Annotated in this window: 19 protein-coding genes; 8 read left to right on the forward strand and 11 right to left on the reverse strand. The window is 64.1% G+C overall.

Features of this window, described 5'->3' with window-relative positions; genetic code table 11:
* Positions 1-38: 38 nt before the first annotated feature.
* Positions 39-383, reverse strand: coding sequence for a DNA-directed RNA polymerase subunit omega (gene rpoZ, locus M2334_RS08115; protein ID WP_181559744.1), 345 nt, complete (start codon positions 381-383; stop codon positions 39-41).
* 204 nt (positions 384-587) lie between these two features.
* Here rpoZ and M2334_RS08120 point away from each other — a divergent pair, with 204 nt between their 5' ends.
* On the forward strand, positions 588-1,769 hold the full coding sequence (locus M2334_RS08120; protein WP_264605181.1) for a phospholipase D-like domain-containing protein: 1,182 nt from the start codon (positions 588-590) through the stop codon (positions 1,767-1,769).
* On the opposite strand, the gene M2334_RS08125 is transcribed toward M2334_RS08120, so the two are convergent.
* From M2334_RS08125 to dapF, 5 genes are all read right to left on the reverse strand, one after another.
* Positions 1,738-2,298, reverse strand: a complete 561-nt coding sequence (locus tag M2334_RS08125) for a class I SAM-dependent methyltransferase (protein ID WP_264605182.1) — start codon at positions 2,296-2,298, stop codon at positions 1,738-1,740. The genes M2334_RS08120 and M2334_RS08125 overlap by 32 nt on opposite strands.
* A 191-nt stretch (positions 2,299-2,489) precedes the next feature.
* Complete coding sequence (locus tag M2334_RS08130) at positions 2,490-3,134, reverse strand: inner membrane-spanning protein YciB (RefSeq protein ID WP_413714723.1); 645 nt, start codon at positions 3,132-3,134, stop codon at positions 2,490-2,492.
* Entirely contained in the window at positions 3,124-4,056 is a 933-nt protein-coding gene (gene ftsY / locus M2334_RS08135) for a signal recognition particle-docking protein FtsY (RefSeq protein WP_264572890.1), read from the reverse strand. The genes M2334_RS08130 and ftsY overlap by 11 nt, the downstream gene beginning before the upstream one ends.
* A complete protein-coding gene (mtaB, locus tag M2334_RS08140) occupies positions 4,049-5,389 on the reverse strand; it encodes a tRNA (N(6)-L-threonylcarbamoyladenosine(37)-C(2))-methylthiotransferase MtaB (protein WP_264594425.1) in 1,341 nt (446 codons plus the stop codon). The genes ftsY and mtaB overlap by 8 nt, the downstream gene beginning before the upstream one ends.
* Complete coding sequence (gene dapF / locus M2334_RS08145) at positions 5,386-6,216, reverse strand: diaminopimelate epimerase (protein ID WP_264594426.1); 831 nt, start codon at positions 6,214-6,216, stop codon at positions 5,386-5,388. Before dapF ends, mtaB begins: the two co-directional genes overlap by 4 nt.
* A 122-nt stretch (positions 6,217-6,338) precedes the next feature.
* On the opposite strand from dapF, the gene M2334_RS08150 reads away from it, so the two are divergent.
* From M2334_RS08150 to M2334_RS08160, 3 genes are all read left to right on the forward strand, one after another.
* Positions 6,339-6,923, forward strand: coding sequence for a hypothetical protein (locus tag M2334_RS08150; RefSeq protein WP_264605183.1), 585 nt, complete (start codon positions 6,339-6,341; stop codon positions 6,921-6,923).
* A gap of 113 nt (positions 6,924-7,036) precedes the next feature.
* A complete protein-coding gene (locus M2334_RS08155; protein WP_264570363.1) occupies positions 7,037-8,062 on the forward strand; it encodes an aspartate-semialdehyde dehydrogenase in 1,026 nt (341 codons plus the stop codon).
* Between the two features lie 5 nt (positions 8,063-8,067).
* The gene (locus tag M2334_RS08160; RefSeq protein WP_264594429.1) at positions 8,068-8,721 is read left to right on the forward strand and encodes a DUF2238 domain-containing protein; all 654 of its coding nucleotides are present in this window, start codon (positions 8,068-8,070) and stop codon (positions 8,719-8,721) included.
* Here M2334_RS08160 and M2334_RS08165 read toward each other — a convergent pair.
* The 3 genes from M2334_RS08165 to M2334_RS08175 are packed head-to-tail and all read right to left on the reverse strand — an operon-like array spanning position 8,711 to position 11,857.
* Positions 8,711-10,252 carry a DHA2 family efflux MFS transporter permease subunit gene (locus M2334_RS08165; protein WP_264572885.1) on the reverse strand — a complete coding sequence of 514 codons (1,542 nt, stop codon included), beginning with the start codon at positions 10,250-10,252 and terminating at the stop codon, positions 8,711-8,713. The genes M2334_RS08160 and M2334_RS08165 overlap by 11 nt on opposite strands.
* 14 nt (positions 10,253-10,266) lie before the next feature.
* Complete coding sequence (locus tag M2334_RS08170) at positions 10,267-11,394, reverse strand: HlyD family secretion protein (RefSeq protein WP_264585097.1); 1,128 nt, start codon at positions 11,392-11,394, stop codon at positions 10,267-10,269.
* Positions 11,387-11,857, reverse strand: a complete 471-nt coding sequence (locus M2334_RS08175; RefSeq protein WP_264594430.1) for a MarR family winged helix-turn-helix transcriptional regulator — start codon at positions 11,855-11,857, stop codon at positions 11,387-11,389. The genes M2334_RS08170 and M2334_RS08175 overlap by 8 nt, the downstream gene beginning before the upstream one ends.
* A 131-nt stretch (positions 11,858-11,988) precedes the next feature.
* Between M2334_RS08175 and M2334_RS08180 the strand changes: the two genes are divergently transcribed.
* The 3 genes from M2334_RS08180 (at position 11,989) to M2334_RS08190 (ending at position 15,731) form a co-directional block, all read left to right on the forward strand.
* Positions 11,989-12,753, forward strand: a complete 765-nt coding sequence (locus M2334_RS08180) for an alpha/beta fold hydrolase (protein WP_264605184.1) — start codon at positions 11,989-11,991, stop codon at positions 12,751-12,753.
* A 71-nt stretch (positions 12,754-12,824) separates the two neighbouring features.
* Complete coding sequence (locus tag M2334_RS08185) at positions 12,825-14,714, forward strand: M2 family metallopeptidase (protein ID WP_264605185.1); 1,890 nt, start codon at positions 12,825-12,827, stop codon at positions 14,712-14,714.
* A 183-nt stretch (positions 14,715-14,897) separates the two neighbouring features.
* Complete coding sequence (locus M2334_RS08190; RefSeq protein ID WP_181559729.1) at positions 14,898-15,731, forward strand: GGDEF domain-containing protein; 834 nt, start codon at positions 14,898-14,900, stop codon at positions 15,729-15,731.
* 15 nt (positions 15,732-15,746) lie between these two features.
* Here M2334_RS08190 and M2334_RS08195 read toward each other — a convergent pair whose 3' ends face one another.
* Both M2334_RS08195 and M2334_RS08200 read right to left on the reverse strand, forming a co-directional pair.
* Positions 15,747-17,195 carry an AMP nucleosidase gene (locus M2334_RS08195; RefSeq protein ID WP_181559728.1) on the reverse strand — a complete coding sequence of 483 codons (1,449 nt, stop codon included), beginning with the start codon at positions 17,193-17,195 and terminating at the stop codon, positions 15,747-15,749.
* Between the two features lie 91 nt (positions 17,196-17,286).
* Complete coding sequence (locus tag M2334_RS08200) at positions 17,287-17,769, reverse strand: peroxiredoxin (protein WP_264594433.1); 483 nt, start codon at positions 17,767-17,769, stop codon at positions 17,287-17,289.
* A 209-nt stretch (positions 17,770-17,978) separates the two neighbouring features.
* Between M2334_RS08200 and M2334_RS08205 the strand changes: the two genes are divergently transcribed.
* Positions 17,979-18,551 (forward strand): YqgE/AlgH family protein, encoded by a 573-nt coding sequence (locus tag M2334_RS08205; protein WP_181559726.1) that lies wholly within the window; start codon positions 17,979-17,981, stop codon positions 18,549-18,551.
* The last annotated feature ends 83 nt before the right edge of the window (positions 18,552-18,634 follow it).

Below are 18,634 nucleotides of genomic sequence, written 5' to 3' on the forward strand. Positions count from 1 at the left end.
TGTGCCGAAACCGCCTTTCAATCTGATGTTCTGGGGGCTTAGCCGTCGTAATCGGCGCCCAGGCTGTGCGAGCGCGGGGGCGTCGCAGCGGTGAGGCGCAGCGCCTCGGCAGAGCGTGCGATCGAGCCGATTTCGTCCGGCGTATCGTCGTCGTCGATCTGCATCTTCTGCATCGAGCCGACGAGGTCGTGCTTGAGGTCGTCCGGCATGATCGTCTCTTCGGCGATCTCACGCAGAGCGACGACCGGGTTCTTGTCGCGATCCCGATCAACGGTCAGCTCGGCGCCACCGGAGATGGTCCGGGCGCGCTGCGCCGCCAGGAGAACGAGGTCGAACCGGTTGGGAACCTTGTCGATGCAATCTTCGACAGTAACGCGCGCCATGCTTGGCTCCTGAACAGATTAAGGAGAATGCGGGAAAGGCTGTCGGCTAACAGTCGAGGGAGCGAAAGTCAAGAAAATCGCAGGGGCGATGGGAGGCTCGCGGCGCTGCGATCATGGAAACAATAGCGCCTATCCGGCATTGAAGGATGTGGAATGCGCGCGTGATGGTTGGCAAGGCAGAGTGGTTGACGCATGAGGGGGGGCATGACAGGCAACGTCTCTACGTTGGCACCGCGCGTGCACGATGATCGCCTGCACGAGGTGGCCGGTAACAAGCTCAGGTTGCTGCCCGGCGGGCAGGATCGGCTCGATACGCTGCTCGATCTGATTGGCAACGCGCGCAAGACACTCGACCTCTATTTTTATATTTTCGCGTCGGACGACTGCAGCAGGCTGATCCGCGATGCTCTGGTCGAGGCCTGCAAGCGCGGCGCCGCCGTCACACTGATGATCGACGCGTTCGGATCGGCGCGGACGCCCGATGGGTTCTTCGATGCCTTCATCGGTGCTGGCGGGCGTTTCGCGCGGTTTGGTGCACGCCGATCGATGCGCTACCTGATCCGCAATCATCAGAAGATCGTGATCTGCGACGGCCGCCGGGCGATGATCGGCGGGTTCAATTGCGAGAACAGCTACTTCGCCGGCCCCGAGGACGCGGACGGCTGGTGCGACCTTGGCCTCGCGCTGGAGGGACCGCTCGTCGCAGATCTCGCCCGGTGGTATGAGGGATTGGCGAAATGGAGCCTGGAGAGCCGACAGCGGTTCAGCCAGTTGCGGCGGCTGGTCCGCACCTGGCAGCCCGGAGAAGGAAAGGCGCGCTGGCTGATCGGGGGTCCGACGCGCTTTCTCAACAGCTGGGCAAAGTGCGTGAAGACAGATTTGCACCATGGCCGCACGCTCGATCTGGTCGCGGCCTATTTCTCCCCGAGCCCCGGCATCATGCGCCGCATAGCCGGAATCGCTCAGCGCGGGAGCGCCCAGCTCATCACGCCGGAGCGATCCGACAACACCACCACGGTCGGTGCTGCCCGGCACCTTTATCGGCGGCTGCTGCGGGCCGGGGTGCAAATCCTGGAATATCAACCGCAGAAGCTGCACATGAAGCTGATCGTCATCGACGATATCGTCTACGTCGGTTCCGCCAATTTTGACATGCGCAGCCTGTTCCTCAATCTGGAGCTGATGCTGCGCATCGAGGATGCCGAATTTGCCCGCGCCGCGCGCGCGCTGGTCGACACGATGGCGAAGGACAGCACGGTCATCGACGGCCGCACTTATGCGGCGCTCGCCAGTCCATTCAGTCGGTTTCGCTGGTGGATTGATTATCTTCTGGTCGGCGTGGCCGACTATACCGTTACGCGACGGCTAAACTTTCGGCGTCGCTGAGCGCGGCACTCGCTTCGGTTCCCTTGCGGGCCCAGAAAAGGCGGGCAGGGGGGATGCACCGCCACACCATGCCCTGCGCCACATTCGCGAAATTGGCTTCAAGGCGCGAGAGCACGAAGCGCGAATATTGATAGACGAGAAACTGGCCGCCCGGACGGATCGCACGCGCCGTCGCGGCCGCGATGTCGTCGGCGACGGCGGGGGGCAGGGTGGAAAAGGGCAGGCCGGAGATGATGTAGTCCGCCGCCTCGAAGCCCTCGCGCGCAAGAATGGCTTCCACATCGGCGGCCGATCCTTCCACGCAGATGAGCCTCGGATCCGCAATATGCTGGCGCAGATGGTTCACGAACATGGGATTGGTGTCGATGGCGATCAGCCGCGCGTCCGGCCCAAGCCGCTCAAGAATACGCCGGGTGAACACTCCGGTGCCCGGCCCATATTCGACGACGCAAGGCACATCCTGCCAGTCGACTGGATCAAGCAGGGCGTGGATCGCGATGTCGGATGTGGGGATCACCGATCCTACCATCCGCGGATGGCGGATGAACTGTTGAAGGAACAAAAATTTGGGAGACATTGCCAACGTCGTTGCGGTCACTTTCCGGGCTTCCCTCTCTTTGACGTGACAAATTAACGCGCGACGCGCAAGGTCGTTTCTTAAGCCTTGAAGAATATTGCTAAAATTCTTCGGTCGACACCAATTCTTATCGCGCGCTTGTCTTAGGCTGTTGGGCCGCTCTGCTTGTCGCCCAGCTCCAGACCGTGCTTCATGAGCATGGGGACATTGGCCATGGCGAACAGCATCGAGGCAGCGGTGACGCCCCAAACCTTGACCAGCAGCCAGGTATCGAAATCGAGCGACATCCGCATCAGTTCATTCGCCACGCCCAGCGCCGCGAAGAAGAAGCCCCAGTTGCGCGAGAGCTTGAGCCAGCCCGTTTCATCCAGCCCGCTATAGGCCGACTGCAGCAGGTAGCGCAGCAACGGGCGGCCGCCCATCCAGCCGCCGATCAGCATCAGCGCGAAGAAGCCGTAAATGATCGTCGGCTTGAGCTGGATGAAGGCCGGATCATGGAAATACAGCGTCAGGGCGCCGAAGAAGAGGACGAGGATCGCCGAGAGCCAGAGCATCGGCGACACTTTGCCCAGCCGCCATTTGCTGACCACGACGGCCACCGCAATCGCGGCCATGAAGGCGGCGGTGCCGGCAAACATCCCGATGACCTTGGTGGCGAGGAAGAAGACGAGCAACGGCCCGAAATCGAGCGCCATCGGCAGCCAGCTTTCGCCCTTGGGGCCGGGCGCGATCGGCGCGGAATCGATGGTCGCATCGACGCGGGGCGGGGCTTTGTCGTCAGCGTGCATAAGCCGCTCCTGCAATGGCGTGGGCGAGTTCGCCGGGGTCGAAGGGGCGCAGATCGTCGATCTTCTCGCCTACGCCGATGGCGTGAATGGGCAGGCCGAATTTCTCGGCCGCCGCGACCAGAACGCCGCCCCGCGCCGTGCCATCCAGCTTGGTCATCACCAGCCCGGTGACGTTAGCGACATTCTGGAAAATCTCGATCTGCGACAGCGCATTCTGGCCGGTCGTCGCGTCGAGCACGAGCACGACATCGTGCGGCGCGGCGGGATTGAGGCGCCCCAGCACGCGGCGGATCTTGGCCAGCTCGTCCATCAACTCGGTGCGGTTCTGCAACCGCCCGGCGGTATCGACGATAAGGATGTCCGTGCCCTGCGCGGTCGCCTGCTTGACCGCGTCGAACACCACGCCTGCCGCATCGCCGCCTTCGGGCCCGGTGACGATGGGCACGCCCAACCGCTCGGCCCAGATGCGCAACTGGCCGATGGCCGCGGCGCGGAAGGTGTCGCCGGCCGCCAGCATCACGCTGTAGTCCTGCTCCTGGAACAGATGCGCGAGCTTGGCGATGGTCGTCGTCTTGCCCGAGCCGTTGACGCCGATGACTAGGATGACCTGCGGGCGCGGGAAAGCCTCGATCTCGATGGGCTTGGCTACCGGGGTCAGCACCTTCTCGATTTCCTCGGCGAGGATCTCGCGCAGATATTCCTCGGTCAGTTCCTTGTTGAAGCGCCCCTCGGCCAGCCGGTCACGGATGCGCGCGGCCATCGCCGGCCCGAGATCGGTGGTGTAGAGCGCTTCCTCGAGTTCATCGAGCGTCTGCTCATCCAGAGCGGCCTTGGCAAAGACGCCGGAAATGCTCTCACCGAGCCGGTCGGAAGTGCGTTTGAAGCCGCCGAAAAGACGGTCGCGCCAGGAAAGTTCAGCCATGCTCGGCTCCATGCGCGATGAGCGTGTTTCCCTCAAGCCCCGTGATGCGGGCGCGGACAATCTCGCCGGGCTTTTGTGGGGTAGCAAAGCGGACCGATGCGAAGCTCTCGCCATGGCCTATGAGGCCGCTGGTCTCGATCAGCACGCTCTGGGTGGAGCCGACGAGGGCGCGAAGCCATACCGTCCGTTCCGCTTCACAGGCGGCCCGAAGCCGCGCGGCGCGCTCACGGATTACGGCCCGGTCGAGCTGGGGCATCCGCGCTGCCGGGGTGGCGTCACGCGGAGAATAAGGGAAAATATGGCCGTGAACGATGCGGCAATCGCGGACCAGCGCCAAGCTGTTCTCGAACATCGCGTCATCCTCGGTCGGGAAGCCGGCGATGATGTCCGCGCCGATGGCGATCTCCGGGCGCCGCGCGTGCAAGCGCTCGACCAGATCGACGGCTTGGGCACGGCTATGCCGACGCTTCATCCGCTTGAGGATCATGTCGTCGCCTGCCTGCAGCGAGAGATGGACATGCGGCATGAGCCGCGGTTCGCCGGAGATGAGGTCGAACAGCCGGTCGTCGATCTCGATGCCGTCGAGCGAGGAGAGGCGCAGGCGGGGCAGATCGGGCACATGGCGCAGGATGCGCTCGACCAGCAGCCCGAGACTGGGCGTGCCGGGCAGGTCCGGGCCATAGCTCGTCACGTCGACGCCGGTGAGCACGATTTCCTGCACGCCCTCATCGACCAGCGCGCGAACCTGATCCACGACGGCGCCGGCCGGCACCGACCGGCTCGGCCCACGCCCGAAGGGGATGATGCAGAAGGTGCAGCGATGATCGCAGCCATTCTGCACCACGACGAAGGCGCGAACCCGCTCGGCAAAGGCAGCCAGCATGTGCGGCGCCTGATGTTCCAGCGTCATGATATCGGCGACACGGACCCGCTCGGGCGATGGAATCTCTCCTCCGTTCGTGTCGAGCGAAGTCGAGACACCAGAGGACGAGCCTGGCCGTATCTCGACTTCGCTCGATACGAACGGAGAGGTCCGGAGATGCTCTGCAAAGGCTGCTTTCTCGCCATTGCCGATGACGGCAGTCACCTCCGGCATAGCAGCGAACATTCCGGGGTCGGTCTGCGCCGCGCAGCCCGTGACCACGATGCGCGCTTCCGGCCGGGTGCGGTGGGCGCGGCGAATGGCCTGGCGGGTCTGGCGAACGGCCTCGCCGGTGACCGCGCAGCTGTTCACCACGACAAGATCATCCCGCCCCCCCAGCTGCTGGCGAATGGCCTCACTCTCGGCGATGTTGAGCCGGCAGCCGAGCGTGATGACCTCGGGGCCGGTCATGCGGCGGGTGCGAACTCTGCCGGATCGAGCGTGCCGTCGAACACATGGGCAGCCGGGCCGGTCATGCTGATATGGCCGCCGGGCGCCCAATCGATGAGAAGATCGCCGCCCGGCAGGCTAACCCGCACCGGCCCTTGCGCGATCCGCCGGCGAAGCGCGCTGACTGCCGTCGCGCAGGCGCCGGTCCCGCAGGCCTGGGTGAAGCCAGCTCCGCGTTCCCAGACCACCAACCGAATATGATCGGGCGCGAGCATCTGCGCGAAATTCACGTTCACGCGGGCTGGGAACAGCGGATCATGCTCGATCAGCGGCCCGAGGCGCGCCATGTCCACATCATCCAGCGCATCGACGAAGAACACCACATGCGGGTTGCCAATGCTCACCGCGGACGGCGCCGGCAGATCGTCCCAGCTCACCGGCATGGTGAGCGTGTCCATGGCATAAGCCAGCGGCACCTGCTCCCAATCCGTCCGCGCCTCGCCCATGTCGACGCTGACCAGATCGCCCTGGCGATGGGCCTCCAGCAGTCCGGCATTGGTCTCGATGGTCACGTCCCGTCCCACGAACAGCGGCACGCAGCGGGTGGCATTGCCGCACGCATCGACCTCGCTGCCATCCTGGTTGAAGATGCGCATGGAGACATCGGCGCGCTCGGAGGCGCCGACGACGATCAGCTGATCGCATCCCACCCCGGTCCGACGGTCGGCAATGGCCCGCGCCAGCTGCTCGGTCATGACGACCGGTCGCTCGCGGGCATCGATGACCACGAAGTCATTTCCGAGGCCATGCATCTTGGCGAAAGAGAAAAGGGCGGGGTTGGCAGACATGCGGCGCATTTAGGCGCGCGAGGCGGCGAAGTCCATGTTTCGCGGAAAAATGCAGCCGCGCGGGGTTGTCACTGCGGCCCCCAACGCCCATTCTCTATCGAAGCTGATGAGATGGAGGAGGCATGATGAGACGATTGACCCTGATGGCGGCACTGGCGCTTCTTTCTGCCTGCGGCCAATCCGGGTCAAATCTGTCGGAGGACGTCTCGAACAGCCTCAACGTGCTGGAAGGCGATGTCGGATCGCAAGCCAAGGCAGCCAATGCGATGAACGGCGCCGGCAATAGCGCAGCGAATAGCGCAGAACCCGGCAAAGTGCTCGTCGGTGGCCTGCCTTTGCGGCTGGGCTATTATGTTTCCAATGAAACGGCGTGTGAGTCAGCCTCTAAAGCCACGGTCACGCTGATCGGCCGGAATGGCTATAGCGGCGCGCGCTACAGTTGCACCTTCGGCACCATCGAGAAAACCGGACCCACCACCTATCGGGTGACCGAGACATGCCGCGAAGGCGATGCCATCGCGAACCGGCAGGAGGTGCGCACCAGCACCCGGACCTATGACGTGACCGATGCGGAAAATTACGCCGCCCAATCGGACAGCGGCTGGGCCAACAAGGCGCGCTACTGCCCGCAGAGCAGCCTGCCGGCACCGTGGAAAGACGAGGATATGCGCGCGCTGACCGGCGCGCCGCCACCCGAAAAGCCCTGACGCTTCACCGGCGGGGTACAAGTACCCGCCACCAAGATTGCGCTTTTGCCTCTGCGGCTCTTTTGCGGTATCCGGCCCGCAGTTCCCCTCATTCAACCGCTGGAGAAGCCCCTGTGGGATATCGTGTCGTCGTCGTAGGCGCCACCGGCAACGTCGGTCGCGAAATGCTCAACATCCTTGCCGAGCGGGAGTTCCCCATCGACGAGATCGCGGCCGTTGCCAGCGCGCGGTCGACGGGCGACGAGATCGAGTTCGGCGAGACCGGCAAGATGCTCAAGGTCAAGAATATCGAGCATTTCGATTTTACGGGCTGGGATATGGCCCTGTTCGCCGCCGGCTCCGGACCGACCAAGGAATATGCCCCCAAGGCTGCTGCGGCCGGCTGCGTGGTGATCGACAACAGCTCGCTCTACCGCATGGACCCCGATGTTCCGCTCATCGTGCCGGAGGTGAATCCCGAGGCCATCGAGGGCTACAAGCGCAAGAACATCATCGCCAACCCCAATTGCTCGACAGCCCAGCTCGTCGTGGCGCTCAAGCCACTGCACGATGCCGCCAAGATCAAGCGCGTGGTGGTGGCGACTTATCAGTCCGTCTCCGGCGCCGGCAAGGAGGGGATGGACGAGCTGTTCGAGCAGAGCCGTAACATCTTCGTCGGCGATTCTGCCGAGCCGAAGAAGTTCACCAAGCAGATCGCCTTCAACGTCATTCCCCACATTGACGTGTTTCTCGACGATGGCTCCACCAAGGAAGAGTGGAAGATGGTCGTTGAGACCAAGAAGATCCTCGATCCCAAGATCAAGGTCACGGCGACCTGCGTGCGCGTTCCGGTATTCGTCGGCCACAGCGAGGCCGTGAACATCGAGTTCGAGGATGAGATCAGCGCGAAGGAAGCGCAGAAGATCCTGCGTGAGGCGCCGGGCGTGATGCTCGTCGACAAGCATGAGGACGGCGGATACGTCACCCCGGTCGAGTGCGTGGGCGACTATGCAACCTTCGTCAGCCGCGTACGCGAGGATTCGACCGTCGAGAACGGCCTGTCGCTCTGGTGCGTCTCGGATAATCTGCGCAAGGGCGCAGCGCTGAATGCGGTGCAGATCGCCGAACTGCTCGGCCGCAAGCACCTGCAGAAGGGCTGACCGTAATGGGCCGGGCTCGAGCGCGCGAAGCCTTGCCCGCATTGCAATGGGGGCTACTCGGATCGCTGCTCTCTGCCATCGGGCTCGCCAATATCGATCAGCCCTTTCCGGCGCTGGCGCCGCTTCAACATGCGCCGACGGTGTTGCTGGTGATTGTGGCGCCCTGGCTGCTGCGCCGCTGGCCGCTCACCGTGCGCAGCGTGGGACTGATCTGGCTGTTCCTGCTGCTGCACACGGTTGGCGGACGTTATATCTATTCCTACGTGCCTTACGGAGGTTGGATCGCCGGGGTCACTGGCGATGCCGCAGCGGCTCTCCTGGGATCGGCGCGCAATGGCTATGACCGGTTCATCCACCTTATGTTCGGGTTACTCCTCACGCCAGTGTTCGCCGAGATCGGCCAGCGGCATGGCGCGTTGCGGCGCGGGACGGCGTGGCTGCTCGCCTTCGCGTTGGTAGGTCTGGCTAGTGCGCTCTACGAAGTGTTCGAGTGGCTACTGACGCTGATGCTCGCCGGCGATACCGCCGATTATTATAACGGCCAGCAAGGCGACATGTGGGACCCGCAGAAGGACATGGCACTTGCGCAGATCGGCAGCGGCTTCGCGTGTCTGATCTCACGCGCTGCGATTGGTCGTTGGAGTCCCCTCACTCGCTGATCGGCGGTGGCGGGGGCGATCCTGGCCCTCGTTTGGGCTTGCGCAGGAAGAAGGCGGCCGGGATGATCAGCGTGCTGACGATGGCCATGGCGTAGAAATCGTCGAGGAAGGCGATCATCGTCGCCTGCTGGTTCACGATCCCATCGATTGTCGCGAGCACGGTCGTGCCGAAGCTGCCGAAGCGCTGCAACTCGCTCGGGTCCACCGGCAGATTGGCCGACGAGATATGCTGCGTGAGATCGGCATGGCTGACCTGACTGTTGCGCGCTAGCAGCGCCATAACCACTGCGATGCCGATCGACGAGCCGATGTTCCGGGTAAGGTTGAGCACGGCGGCGCCCTCGGTGCGGGCGCCGGGTGGCAGGGTGCCGAAGGCGAGCATCTGCAGGGGCACGAATACGATGCCGATGCCGGCCCCCTGAACCACGCCGGTGACCACGAACGGCACCCAATTCTGCTCCAGTGACCAGCCGGTCATCATCCACAAAGAACTGGCCGTGACCGAGAAGCCGCCGGCAATCAGCACGCGCGGATCGATGAGGCTGGTGAGGCGGCTGGAAAGGGCCATGGCGACCAGCAGACCGGCACCGCGCGTCGCCAGGATCCAGCCGGTGTCGACCACTGAATAGCCATAGAGGCCCTGGAGCAGCGGCGGGAGCAGCGCCATGGCGGCGAACATCACCAGCCCGATGATGAACATGAACGCAGCGGCGCTCAGGAAATTGCGATCTGCGAAGAGGGCAGGGGCGAAGAGCGGTTTGCGGGCGGTGAGCGTGTGGACTGCGAACATCCACAGGCCGCTGACGGCCAGAGCGGCCTCGACCCAGATCTCCGTCGAGGAGAACCAGTCGGCATGTTGCCCGCGATCGAGCATGAGCTGGAGGCTCGCCAGACCCAAGGCGATCAGCGCGAAACCGAACAGGTCGAAGTTCCGCCGCTGGAGCGGCTTCTCGGGGAGAAGAGCGTAAAGTCCGACCAGGCAGACGATGCCGAAAGGGACGTTGACGAAGAAGCACCAGCGCCAGTCGATCCACTCAGTGAGCCACCCGCCGACTACCGGACCCATGATCGGGCCGATCATGACGCCCATGCCATAGACGGACATCGCCTTGGCGTGCTGGGACGGGCGATTGATGTCGAGCATCAGGCTTTGCGCCAGCGGGCCGACAAAGGCGCCGCCAACACCCTGCAGCGCGCGGAACAGCACCATCTCCGTCAGGCTCTGCGCAATGCCGCAGAGCACGGAGGCCACCACGAAGACGAAGACGGAAATCAGCAGCAGGCGCCGCGTCCCGATCCGGTCCGCAAGCCAGCCGGTGATGGGAATGGCGATGGCGGCGGCGAGGATGTAGCTGGTGAGTACCCAGCTGATTGTCTCGTCACTGGCACCGAGCGAAGCGCGCATGTGCGGCAGCGCCACGTTGGTGATCGTCGTATCGAGCACCTGCATGATCATGGCCGACATGATCGCCATGGTCAGCAGCGCCTTGTGGCGCACCTGCAGTTGCGGAAGATCCGACGTAGGGGCCATGATGCCGGTTTGCGTCAGCGGGCGGAGGCGACTGCGGCGCCAGCTTTGGTCGCGTGAATGTCCACCGTCACCTTCGCGCTCAGGCCAGCGATCATCGGCCGCTGCGGATGGCCGTCGATAGCGATGCGCACCGGCACGCGCTGCGTCACTTTCACCCAGTTGCCATTGGCATTCTGGGCCGGGAGCACGGAGAATTCCGAGCCTGTGCCCGCGCCGATGCTATCGACATGGCCACGGATATGCGAGCCGGGATAGGCATCGATCTTGATATCCGCGCTCTGGCCCGGGCGCATCCTGTCGAGATCGGTTTCCTTGAAATTCGCGGTCACCCAGATCCGGTCGCTGGCGACGATGCTGACCAGCGGCAGACCCTGCACGGCCATCTGGCCCACCTGCAGGCGACTGGCCTGGCTGATCCGGCCGGAGACTGGGGCGTGGACCACGGTGCGATCGAGGTTAAGGGCGGCCTGATCGCGCTGGGCTTGGGCCGCGGCGATTTCAGGATTGACGCCCGGCACCTGCGCGCCGTTGGCGAGCGCCGCCTTGGCCTTGGCGGCATCGGCCTCCGCCGTGCGCAGCCGCGTGCGGGCATTGTCGAGCGCCTGCTGGGATTGCTGGAGACGGGCGCGGGTGGTGAACCCGTCCTTCATCAGCGCCTGCTGCCGGTCGAGATCCTGCTGGGCGTAATAGACATCCTCACGCGCACCGGTGATGTCGACGTTCGTTGCCTGAAAATCCGTGCGGAGGCGCCCGACCGCGACCTGCGCGTTGGCGATCTGGGCGTTGGCCTGCTGGAGCGCGACCTTGTAGGGCTGCTGGTCGACGACGAACAGCACGTCTCCGGCCTTCACCATCTGGTTCTCGCGAACCTTCACCTCGATGATCCGCCCGGCGACATCGCTGCCGACCGCCACGATGTCCTGCTTCACATAGGCATTGTCGGTGGAGACGGTGCGCCCGCTCGTCGCCCAGAACCACGCGCCCACCGCCAGAATGATCAACGGTACCGAAATCATGAGCAGGCGGTTGCGCAAACGCTTGCCGCGCGGCTCCGCTGCGGCTGATTCATCGGGTGCGGCCACGGTCTCGGCAGGCGCAGGCGCCTGAGCGGTCGGACGCAGGGCAGGATCGGCTTCAGACATGGACTGCCGCCTCCTTTGCGGCCTCGTCAGTGGCAGGCTGGCTATCACCGGACAGATTGTCACGGATGCGGAAGAGCACGGAAAGCACGGTGTCCTGCTCCTCCGCTGAAATGCCGGCGAGTGATTCATTGAGCACCCGCTGGCCGATCTGCTGCAATTCGGCGGCGAGCGGCTTGGCCGCCTCGGTCAGGAACAGCTGCCAGGCGCGGCGGTCCTGCGGATCGCGGCGGCGCTCGACCATGTCGGCCTGCTCGAGGCGGTCCACCATCCGGCAGGTCGTGATCGGCTCGACATCCAACCGCTCGGCAAGCGCGCCTTGGTTGATGCCGGGAAAGCGCATGATCTGCGCGAGCGCGCGCATCTGCGGCCCGGTGATGCCAAGGCTGCGGGTGCGCTCGTCGAACCGGCGACGATACAGGCGCCCGAGGTCGCCGATCGCAAAGGCGAGATGATTGCCGTCCATGATGCCGGCGCATTTAGTAAGCGGGCTTATTAAAAGCAAGTCCAGACTCTGTCACCCAATGGCGGGACAGGGCGCTCATCTCCCGCGCATTGGCCTTGCCTTTCGGACCCGATCTCCGCCACAATCGGGCGATGACAGAGACATCGACGATCCGCCTCGAGCATCTTCAGGGCCATGACGGCACGCGCATCGCCGTCCATCGGCTCGGCGATGGGCCGGCGGTCATCATGCTGCATGGCCTCAGTTCCAGCGCGCAAATCAACTGGCAGCGATATGGCACGGCCCAGAAAATCGCTGATGCCGGTTTCGAGGCGATCATGATCGATCAGCGCGTGCATGGCTGCAGCGATGCGCCGACGGATGCCGATGCCTATCCGCAGGACGTGATGCTGCTCGACATGGAAGCGGTGATCGGGGCGCTGGGCGTCACGCAGTTCGATCTAGTCGGCTATTCAATGGGCGCGCGGCTGTGCCTGGGACTGATCGACCGTGGCATGGCACCACGGCGACTGGTGCTGGGTGGCATGGGGCTGGAAGGCCTGCTGGAGTGGGCGCGCCGTCGGCAGTTCTTCCTCAATGCACTCGATCATTTCGAGACGGTACGGCCGGGCGACCGCGACTATATGGCGATCCAGTTCATGAAGACCATGAAGATCGATCCGGTCGCCTTGCGCCTGCTGCTGATGAGCATGAGCGATATGGATCACGCGGTGCTGGCCAAGGTGACGATGCCGACCCTGGTGCTGTGCGGCGAGGATGATGACGATAACGGCTCGGCCGATGCGCTGGTCGGGGCTCTGCCCAATGCGCAACGCGGCACATGCCCCGGCACGCATATGACAGCGATCACCAAGCCGGAATTCGGACAGGCCATCGCCGATTATCTCGCGGGTTGACGAACCTAGCCCTGACAGGCCAGCTTGGCCGCAATCCACAGGCTCAGGCCACAGGTTCAGGGACACCAATCATGCTCAACCCCGTTTCGCGCCTTGCCGTAGCGGCAGCGCTCTCATTGGCCGTTTGCGGCGCGCCGGCTTTGGCCCAGGCCGATTCGGCTCCGGGGCAGGCAACCCCCACGGCGGCGCAGGCCGATGCGCTCGTCGCGCAAGCCGAGAAGGAATTCTTCGATTATTCGCTGGAGGCCAATCAGGTCTATTGGGTCAACGCGACCTATCTGACCGAGGATACCGATGCGCTTGCCGCCCGCGTCGGCGCCAAGGGCACCGAGATGTCGGTCCACTATGCGCTGGAGGCCGCCAAGTTCGAGAAGGTGCCGGGCCTCTCCTATGACACCAAGCGCAAGCTCGACATCTTGCGGGCAGGCATCGTGCTGCCGGCGCCGACCACGCCCGGCGCTGCCGCCGAGCTGAATGCCATCGCGACCAAGCTGCAGTCCGATTATGGCAAGGGCCGCGGTACGCTGGACGGCAAGCCGATCAATGGCAGCGATATCGAAGCGGAGATGGGCAATCTCGACCACACGCCGAACGAGTATCGGGAGATGTGGACGAGCTGGCACGACAATGTCGGCAAACCGATGCGCGGCGAGTTCGAGCGGCTGGTAACCATCGCCAATGAAGGCGCCAAGGAGCTGGGCTTTGCGGATGCAGGCGCGATGTGGCGCTCCAATTACGATATGCCGCCGGACGACTTCGCCAAGCTGACCGAGAAGCTCTGGCAGGATGTGAAACCGCTCTACGATTCGCTGCACTGTTATGTCCGGGACAAGCTGAACGCCAAATATGGCGATGCCGTCCAGCCAAAGACCGGGCCGATCCGCGCCGATCTGCTCGGCAACATGTGGGCGCAGGAGTGGGGCAATATCTACCCGCTGGTCGCGCCGGCCGGGGCTGGGGATCTGGGCTATGACATCGGTGCCCTGCTCAAGGCCAAGGGCTACGTGGAAACCAGCCCGACCGAGGCGGACCCCGCCAAGCGTGGCAAGTGGGAAACGCAGATGTTCAAGTTCGGCGAGGGCTTCTTCTCCTCGCTTGGCTTCGATCCGCTACCGGAAACCTTCTGGACGCGCACCCAATTCATCAAGCCGCTCGACCGGGAAGTGGTCTGCCACGCTTCCGCCTGGGATATCGACAACAAAAACGATATCCGCATCAAGATGTGCACCAAGGTGGACAGCGGTGACTTCGTCACCATCCACCATGAGCTGGGGCACAATTATTATCAGCGCGCCTATAAGGACAAGAGCTTCCTCTATCTGAACGGCGCCAATGACGGCTTCCATGAGGCCATTGGCGACACCATCGCGCTGTCGATTACGCCGCAATATCTGGTCGACATCGGCCTGCTCGATCCGTCCAAGGTGCCAGGCACGGACAAGGACATCGGCCTGCTGCTGCGGCAGGCGATGGACAAGATCGCCTTCCTGCCCTTCGGTCTGCTGATCGATCGCTGGCGCTGGGGCGTGTTCGACGGCTCCATCCAATCCGCGGACTACAATAAGGCGTGGAATGCCATGCGGCTGCAATATCAGGGCATCGTTCCGCCGACGGACCGTCCGGATGACGCGTTCGACGCCGGGGCGAAATATCACATTCCGGCGAGCGTGCCCTATACCCGCTACTTCCTGGCGCGGCTGCTGCAGTTCCAATTCTATGAGGCTGCGTGCAAGCAATCGGGCTGGAAGGGGCCGCTCCACCGCTGTTCCTTCTACGGCAACAAGGCCGTTGGTGAAAAGCTGAACGCCATGCTGGAAATGGGCGCCTCCCGCCCGTGGCCGGACGCGCTGCAGGCCTTCACCGGCTCGCGCGAGATGAGCGGCAAGGCGCTAGCCGCCTATTTCTCGCCGCTGAAGACCTGGCTTGACCGGCAGAACAAGGGAAAGAGCTGCGGCTGGTGAGCCGCCAGCGGGGCAGGGCGAGCCGCTCTGCCCCGTCCTACACCGAAGCCTTGATCGTCCGCTGATGCGCTAGGCGCGGGCGAGGCGAGTGGACGTGCGAATGATGGTTAACGCAGCAGGGAATGCGCGCAATGCTTAGATAAACATGCTATTTGACAGCATGTTAGATGGTCTGGTGGGCATATGGTCTGGCTTCTCCTGTTAATCGTCTCGGCCGGCATTGGCTTGCTCGCATCGTCCCTTCCCTCGATCCATTCGATCCTCAAGGCCCTCAAAGGTGGCGATTTGTACCGCCGCTGGAATCGCCTTCGCTGGTTGGTCGTCGGCTTCATCATGGCCTATGCCGTGTACGGCAGCACCCGCTTTGCCACGGTGTCGGAGCCAACGGATTTGCTTGGCAGTCTGATTCTTCTGGCGGGCGGGTTCTTCGTGCTCGCCGTGGCCCGGCTCTCCGCGCTGACCACGCAGGATCTCGTGCGCATCGCCATACTGGAGCGCGATGTGGTGCGCGATCCGCTCACCGGCACTTTCAACCGACGCTATCTCGACACACGGCTGGACGAAGAGATCAGCCGCTCCCGCCGCTCGGGACTCCCCCTCTCGACGCTGATGATCGATCTCGACCATTTCAAAGGCGTCAATGATTTCTATGGGCATCTGGTCGGTGATCAGGTGCTGCGGCATGTCAGTTCGTTGATCCAGAGCCAGGTGCGTCTGAACGACATCGTGGTGCGCTATGGCGGCGAAGAGTTCGTCGTCATCACGCCGGACAGCAGCCTGGAAGATGCGGCGCGGCTGGGGCACCGGCTGCTGCGACAGTTGCGCGACCACAGCATCGATTTGCCCAATGGCGACACGCTGGCGGTCACCGCCAGCATCGGCGCGGCCACGCTTGCGGAGGCGGAGGGGCGCACGACCTTCCTGCGCCGGGCGGACGATGCGCTGTATGAGGCCAAGCGCGGGGGCCGCGATCGGCTTTGCGTTGCCGGCCGGCTGGCGGAGGAGAGCCCGGCCTGACGTCCCTTCGCGCCGTCAGCGAAAGGGCGGCTCGTTGAACGCGCGCAGCTTGCGGCTGTGCAGGCGGTCGCCCTGCTGGCGCAGGCGTTCGCAGGTCTCGATGCCGATGGCGAGGTGCCCGGCAATGGCCTCCTCGTAGAAACGATTGGCCTGGCCCGGCAGCTTGAGCTCGCCATGGATCGGCTTGTCGGAGACGCACAGCAACGTGCCATAGGGCACCCGGAAGCGATATCCCTGGGCAGCGATGGTCGCGCTCTCCATATCCACGCCGACCGCGCGGGATAGGGAGAAGCGCAGGGCTGAGCGGGAATAGCGCAGTTCCCAGTTGCGGTCGTCCGTCGTCACGATGGTGCCGGTGCGCAGGCGGCGCTTCATGTCGCCGCTGGCGCCCAGAATATGCTCGCACGCCTCGGCCATGGCCACCTGCACCTCGGCAATTGCGGGCACCGGAATTTCCGGCGGTAGCATTTCGTCGAGCACATGGTCGTCGCGTAGATAGGCATGGGCCAGCACATAGTCGCCGATCCGCTGGCTGGGGCGCAGGCCGCCGCAGTGGCCGATCATCAGCCATGCCTCGGGCCGCAACACGGCGAGATGATCGCAGATGGTCTTCGCGTTGGCGGGGCCGACGCCGATGTTGACCAGCGTGATGCCCGTGCCATCCGGGGCGATCAGATGATAGGCCGGCATCTGGTGACGCCGCCAGGCGCTGTCAGCGATCGCGCTTTCCGGATTGGCGGTGTCGGCGGTGACCTCGACTCCCCCCGCGCCGGAAAGCGCCGTGAAGCGCGTACCGGGTCGCTTGAGTTCGGTGCAGCCCCAACGCACGAATTCATCGACATAGCGGTGATAGTTGGTGAACAGGATGTAGCGCTGGACGTGCTCGGGCGGCGTGCCGGTATAATGCCGCAGACGCGCCAGACTGAAATCCGTGCGCAGCGCATCGAACAGCGCCAGCGGTCGCTCGCCTGATGGGCCCGGCAGCAGCAGCCCGTCCGCCACCTCATCGCCGATCTGCGCGAGCTCCGTCGACGGGAAATGGCGCGCCAGTTCGCTGGGCGGGATCGCAGCAAGTGTACCGGCGGGCAGCGAATCCAGCACATAGGGGAACGGGATCGCCTGATCGCTACGGCCGACGCTGACTTCCACCTCATAATCGGCCATCAGCAGATCGAGCTGTTCGGTCAGATAGCGCGCGAACATCTGCGGCCGGGTGATCGTCGTCACATAATGGCCGGGGCGAGAGAGGCGCGCGAAGGAGCGGCGGCTCGGCACGCCGTCATTGGTCTGATGATAATCGATGATCAGCGAGGGATAGCAGAAATCCCGGTCCGCCACCGAGCGGGCGGAAGGCACGGTGCCATCCTTGGCATAAGCGAAAATGGCCTCGCGCAGATTGGCGGTCGCTGTTTCATAGCCCGCGATCAGCGCTTCGACGATGTGGGTGCTGGAAGCTTGGTTCATGCCCCTTCATAGCTGGCCTGTATGACAGGCGGAAGAGGGGGCGCGGGGCGGGGCAGCAGCGACCTGTGCCACCGCCCCGCTCGCAATGGTCTTAGAGCTGCTCGAGCATGAAATCTGCGCTGGAGACGCGGAATTCGCCCGGCGCTTCGACATGGAGCTGCTCGACCACGCCATCATTGACCAGCATCGAGAAGCGCTGGCCGCGCGTGCCGAGACCGAACTTGCTGCCGTCCATGGTGAGGCCGACGGCTTCGGCGAAGCTGCCATTGCCATCTGCGAGCATCGTCACCTTGCCATCAGCCGACGAGGCCTTGCCCCACGCGCCCATGACGAACGGATCGTTGACGGCGGTGCAGGCGATCTCGTCGACGCCCTTGGCCTTCAATTCGCTTTCCTTCTCGATATAGCCCGGCAGGTGCTTGGCCGAGCAGGTGGGCGTGAAGGCGCCCGGAACGGAGAAGAGCGCGACCTTGCGGCCAGCAAAATAATTCTTGCTGTCAACCGGTTCGGGGCCGTTTTCGGTCATCTTGACGAAGGTCGTTTCGGGCAGCGTGTCGCCAACTTTGATCGTCATCGGTGTCTCCTGTTCTGGGGGAAAGGGCTCGGCTGGTGAACCAGCGCGTAGCGAGCAAGTCGGGGTTCGGCTTGCGCCTGTCAAGGTCGATGCTGTGCGGGGCCGGGCGGCTCTGCGGTACGATGGCCGCTCAGCCGGACGGGTCAAGCGCCTGCGGGGTGGACGCATTGTCCCCAACAAGGCATGGTCGCGATCAGGAGGCCCATCGCATGAGCGCGCCCGCGCAACCGAGACTCTCCCTCGCCGGCAAATTGTTGCTGGCCATGCCGGATATGCCGGACGCGCGGTTCGAGCGCGCAGTCATTCTCCTGTGCGTGCATGACGAGGGCGGCGCCCTGGGCATCGCGCTGCACGAGCCGATGGAGGGCATGGGGCTGCACGCTCTGCTTGGGTCATTGAGCATCGACGCGCAGTCGGTCGGCGATGAGCCGGTGCTGCAAGGCGGACCCGTCGAACCGCGCCGCGGCTTTGTGCTGCACAGTCGGGACTGGATGACGGCGGACAGCCACCCCATTGATGACGAGATTGCGCTCACCGGGTCGATGGAGGTGCTGCACGCCGTTGCTTCGGGCGGCGGGCCGGCGCGCTGGCTGGTCGCCTTGGGCTATGCCGGGTGGAGCGCGGGACAGCTGGAAACGGAGCTGGCCGCGCCGGGCTGGTATCTCAGCAAGGCGCAGCCTTATCGGCTGTTCTCGATGGCGCCAGAGAACCGCTGGGCCGGTGCGTTTTCGCTCGAAGGCATCGATCCCGCGATGCTGACCGGCAATATGGGGCACGCCTGACGCGGCAGGCTGGTTTCCTTCATCCCTCTCGCCCGACCCCAATCACATAAAGATATCTTTATATTTGCGACGGGGCGACAGCC

It is taken from the genome of Sphingobium sp. B11D3D (assembly GCF_025961755.1).
Taxonomy (GTDB): domain Bacteria; phylum Pseudomonadota; class Alphaproteobacteria; order Sphingomonadales; family Sphingomonadaceae; genus Sphingobium.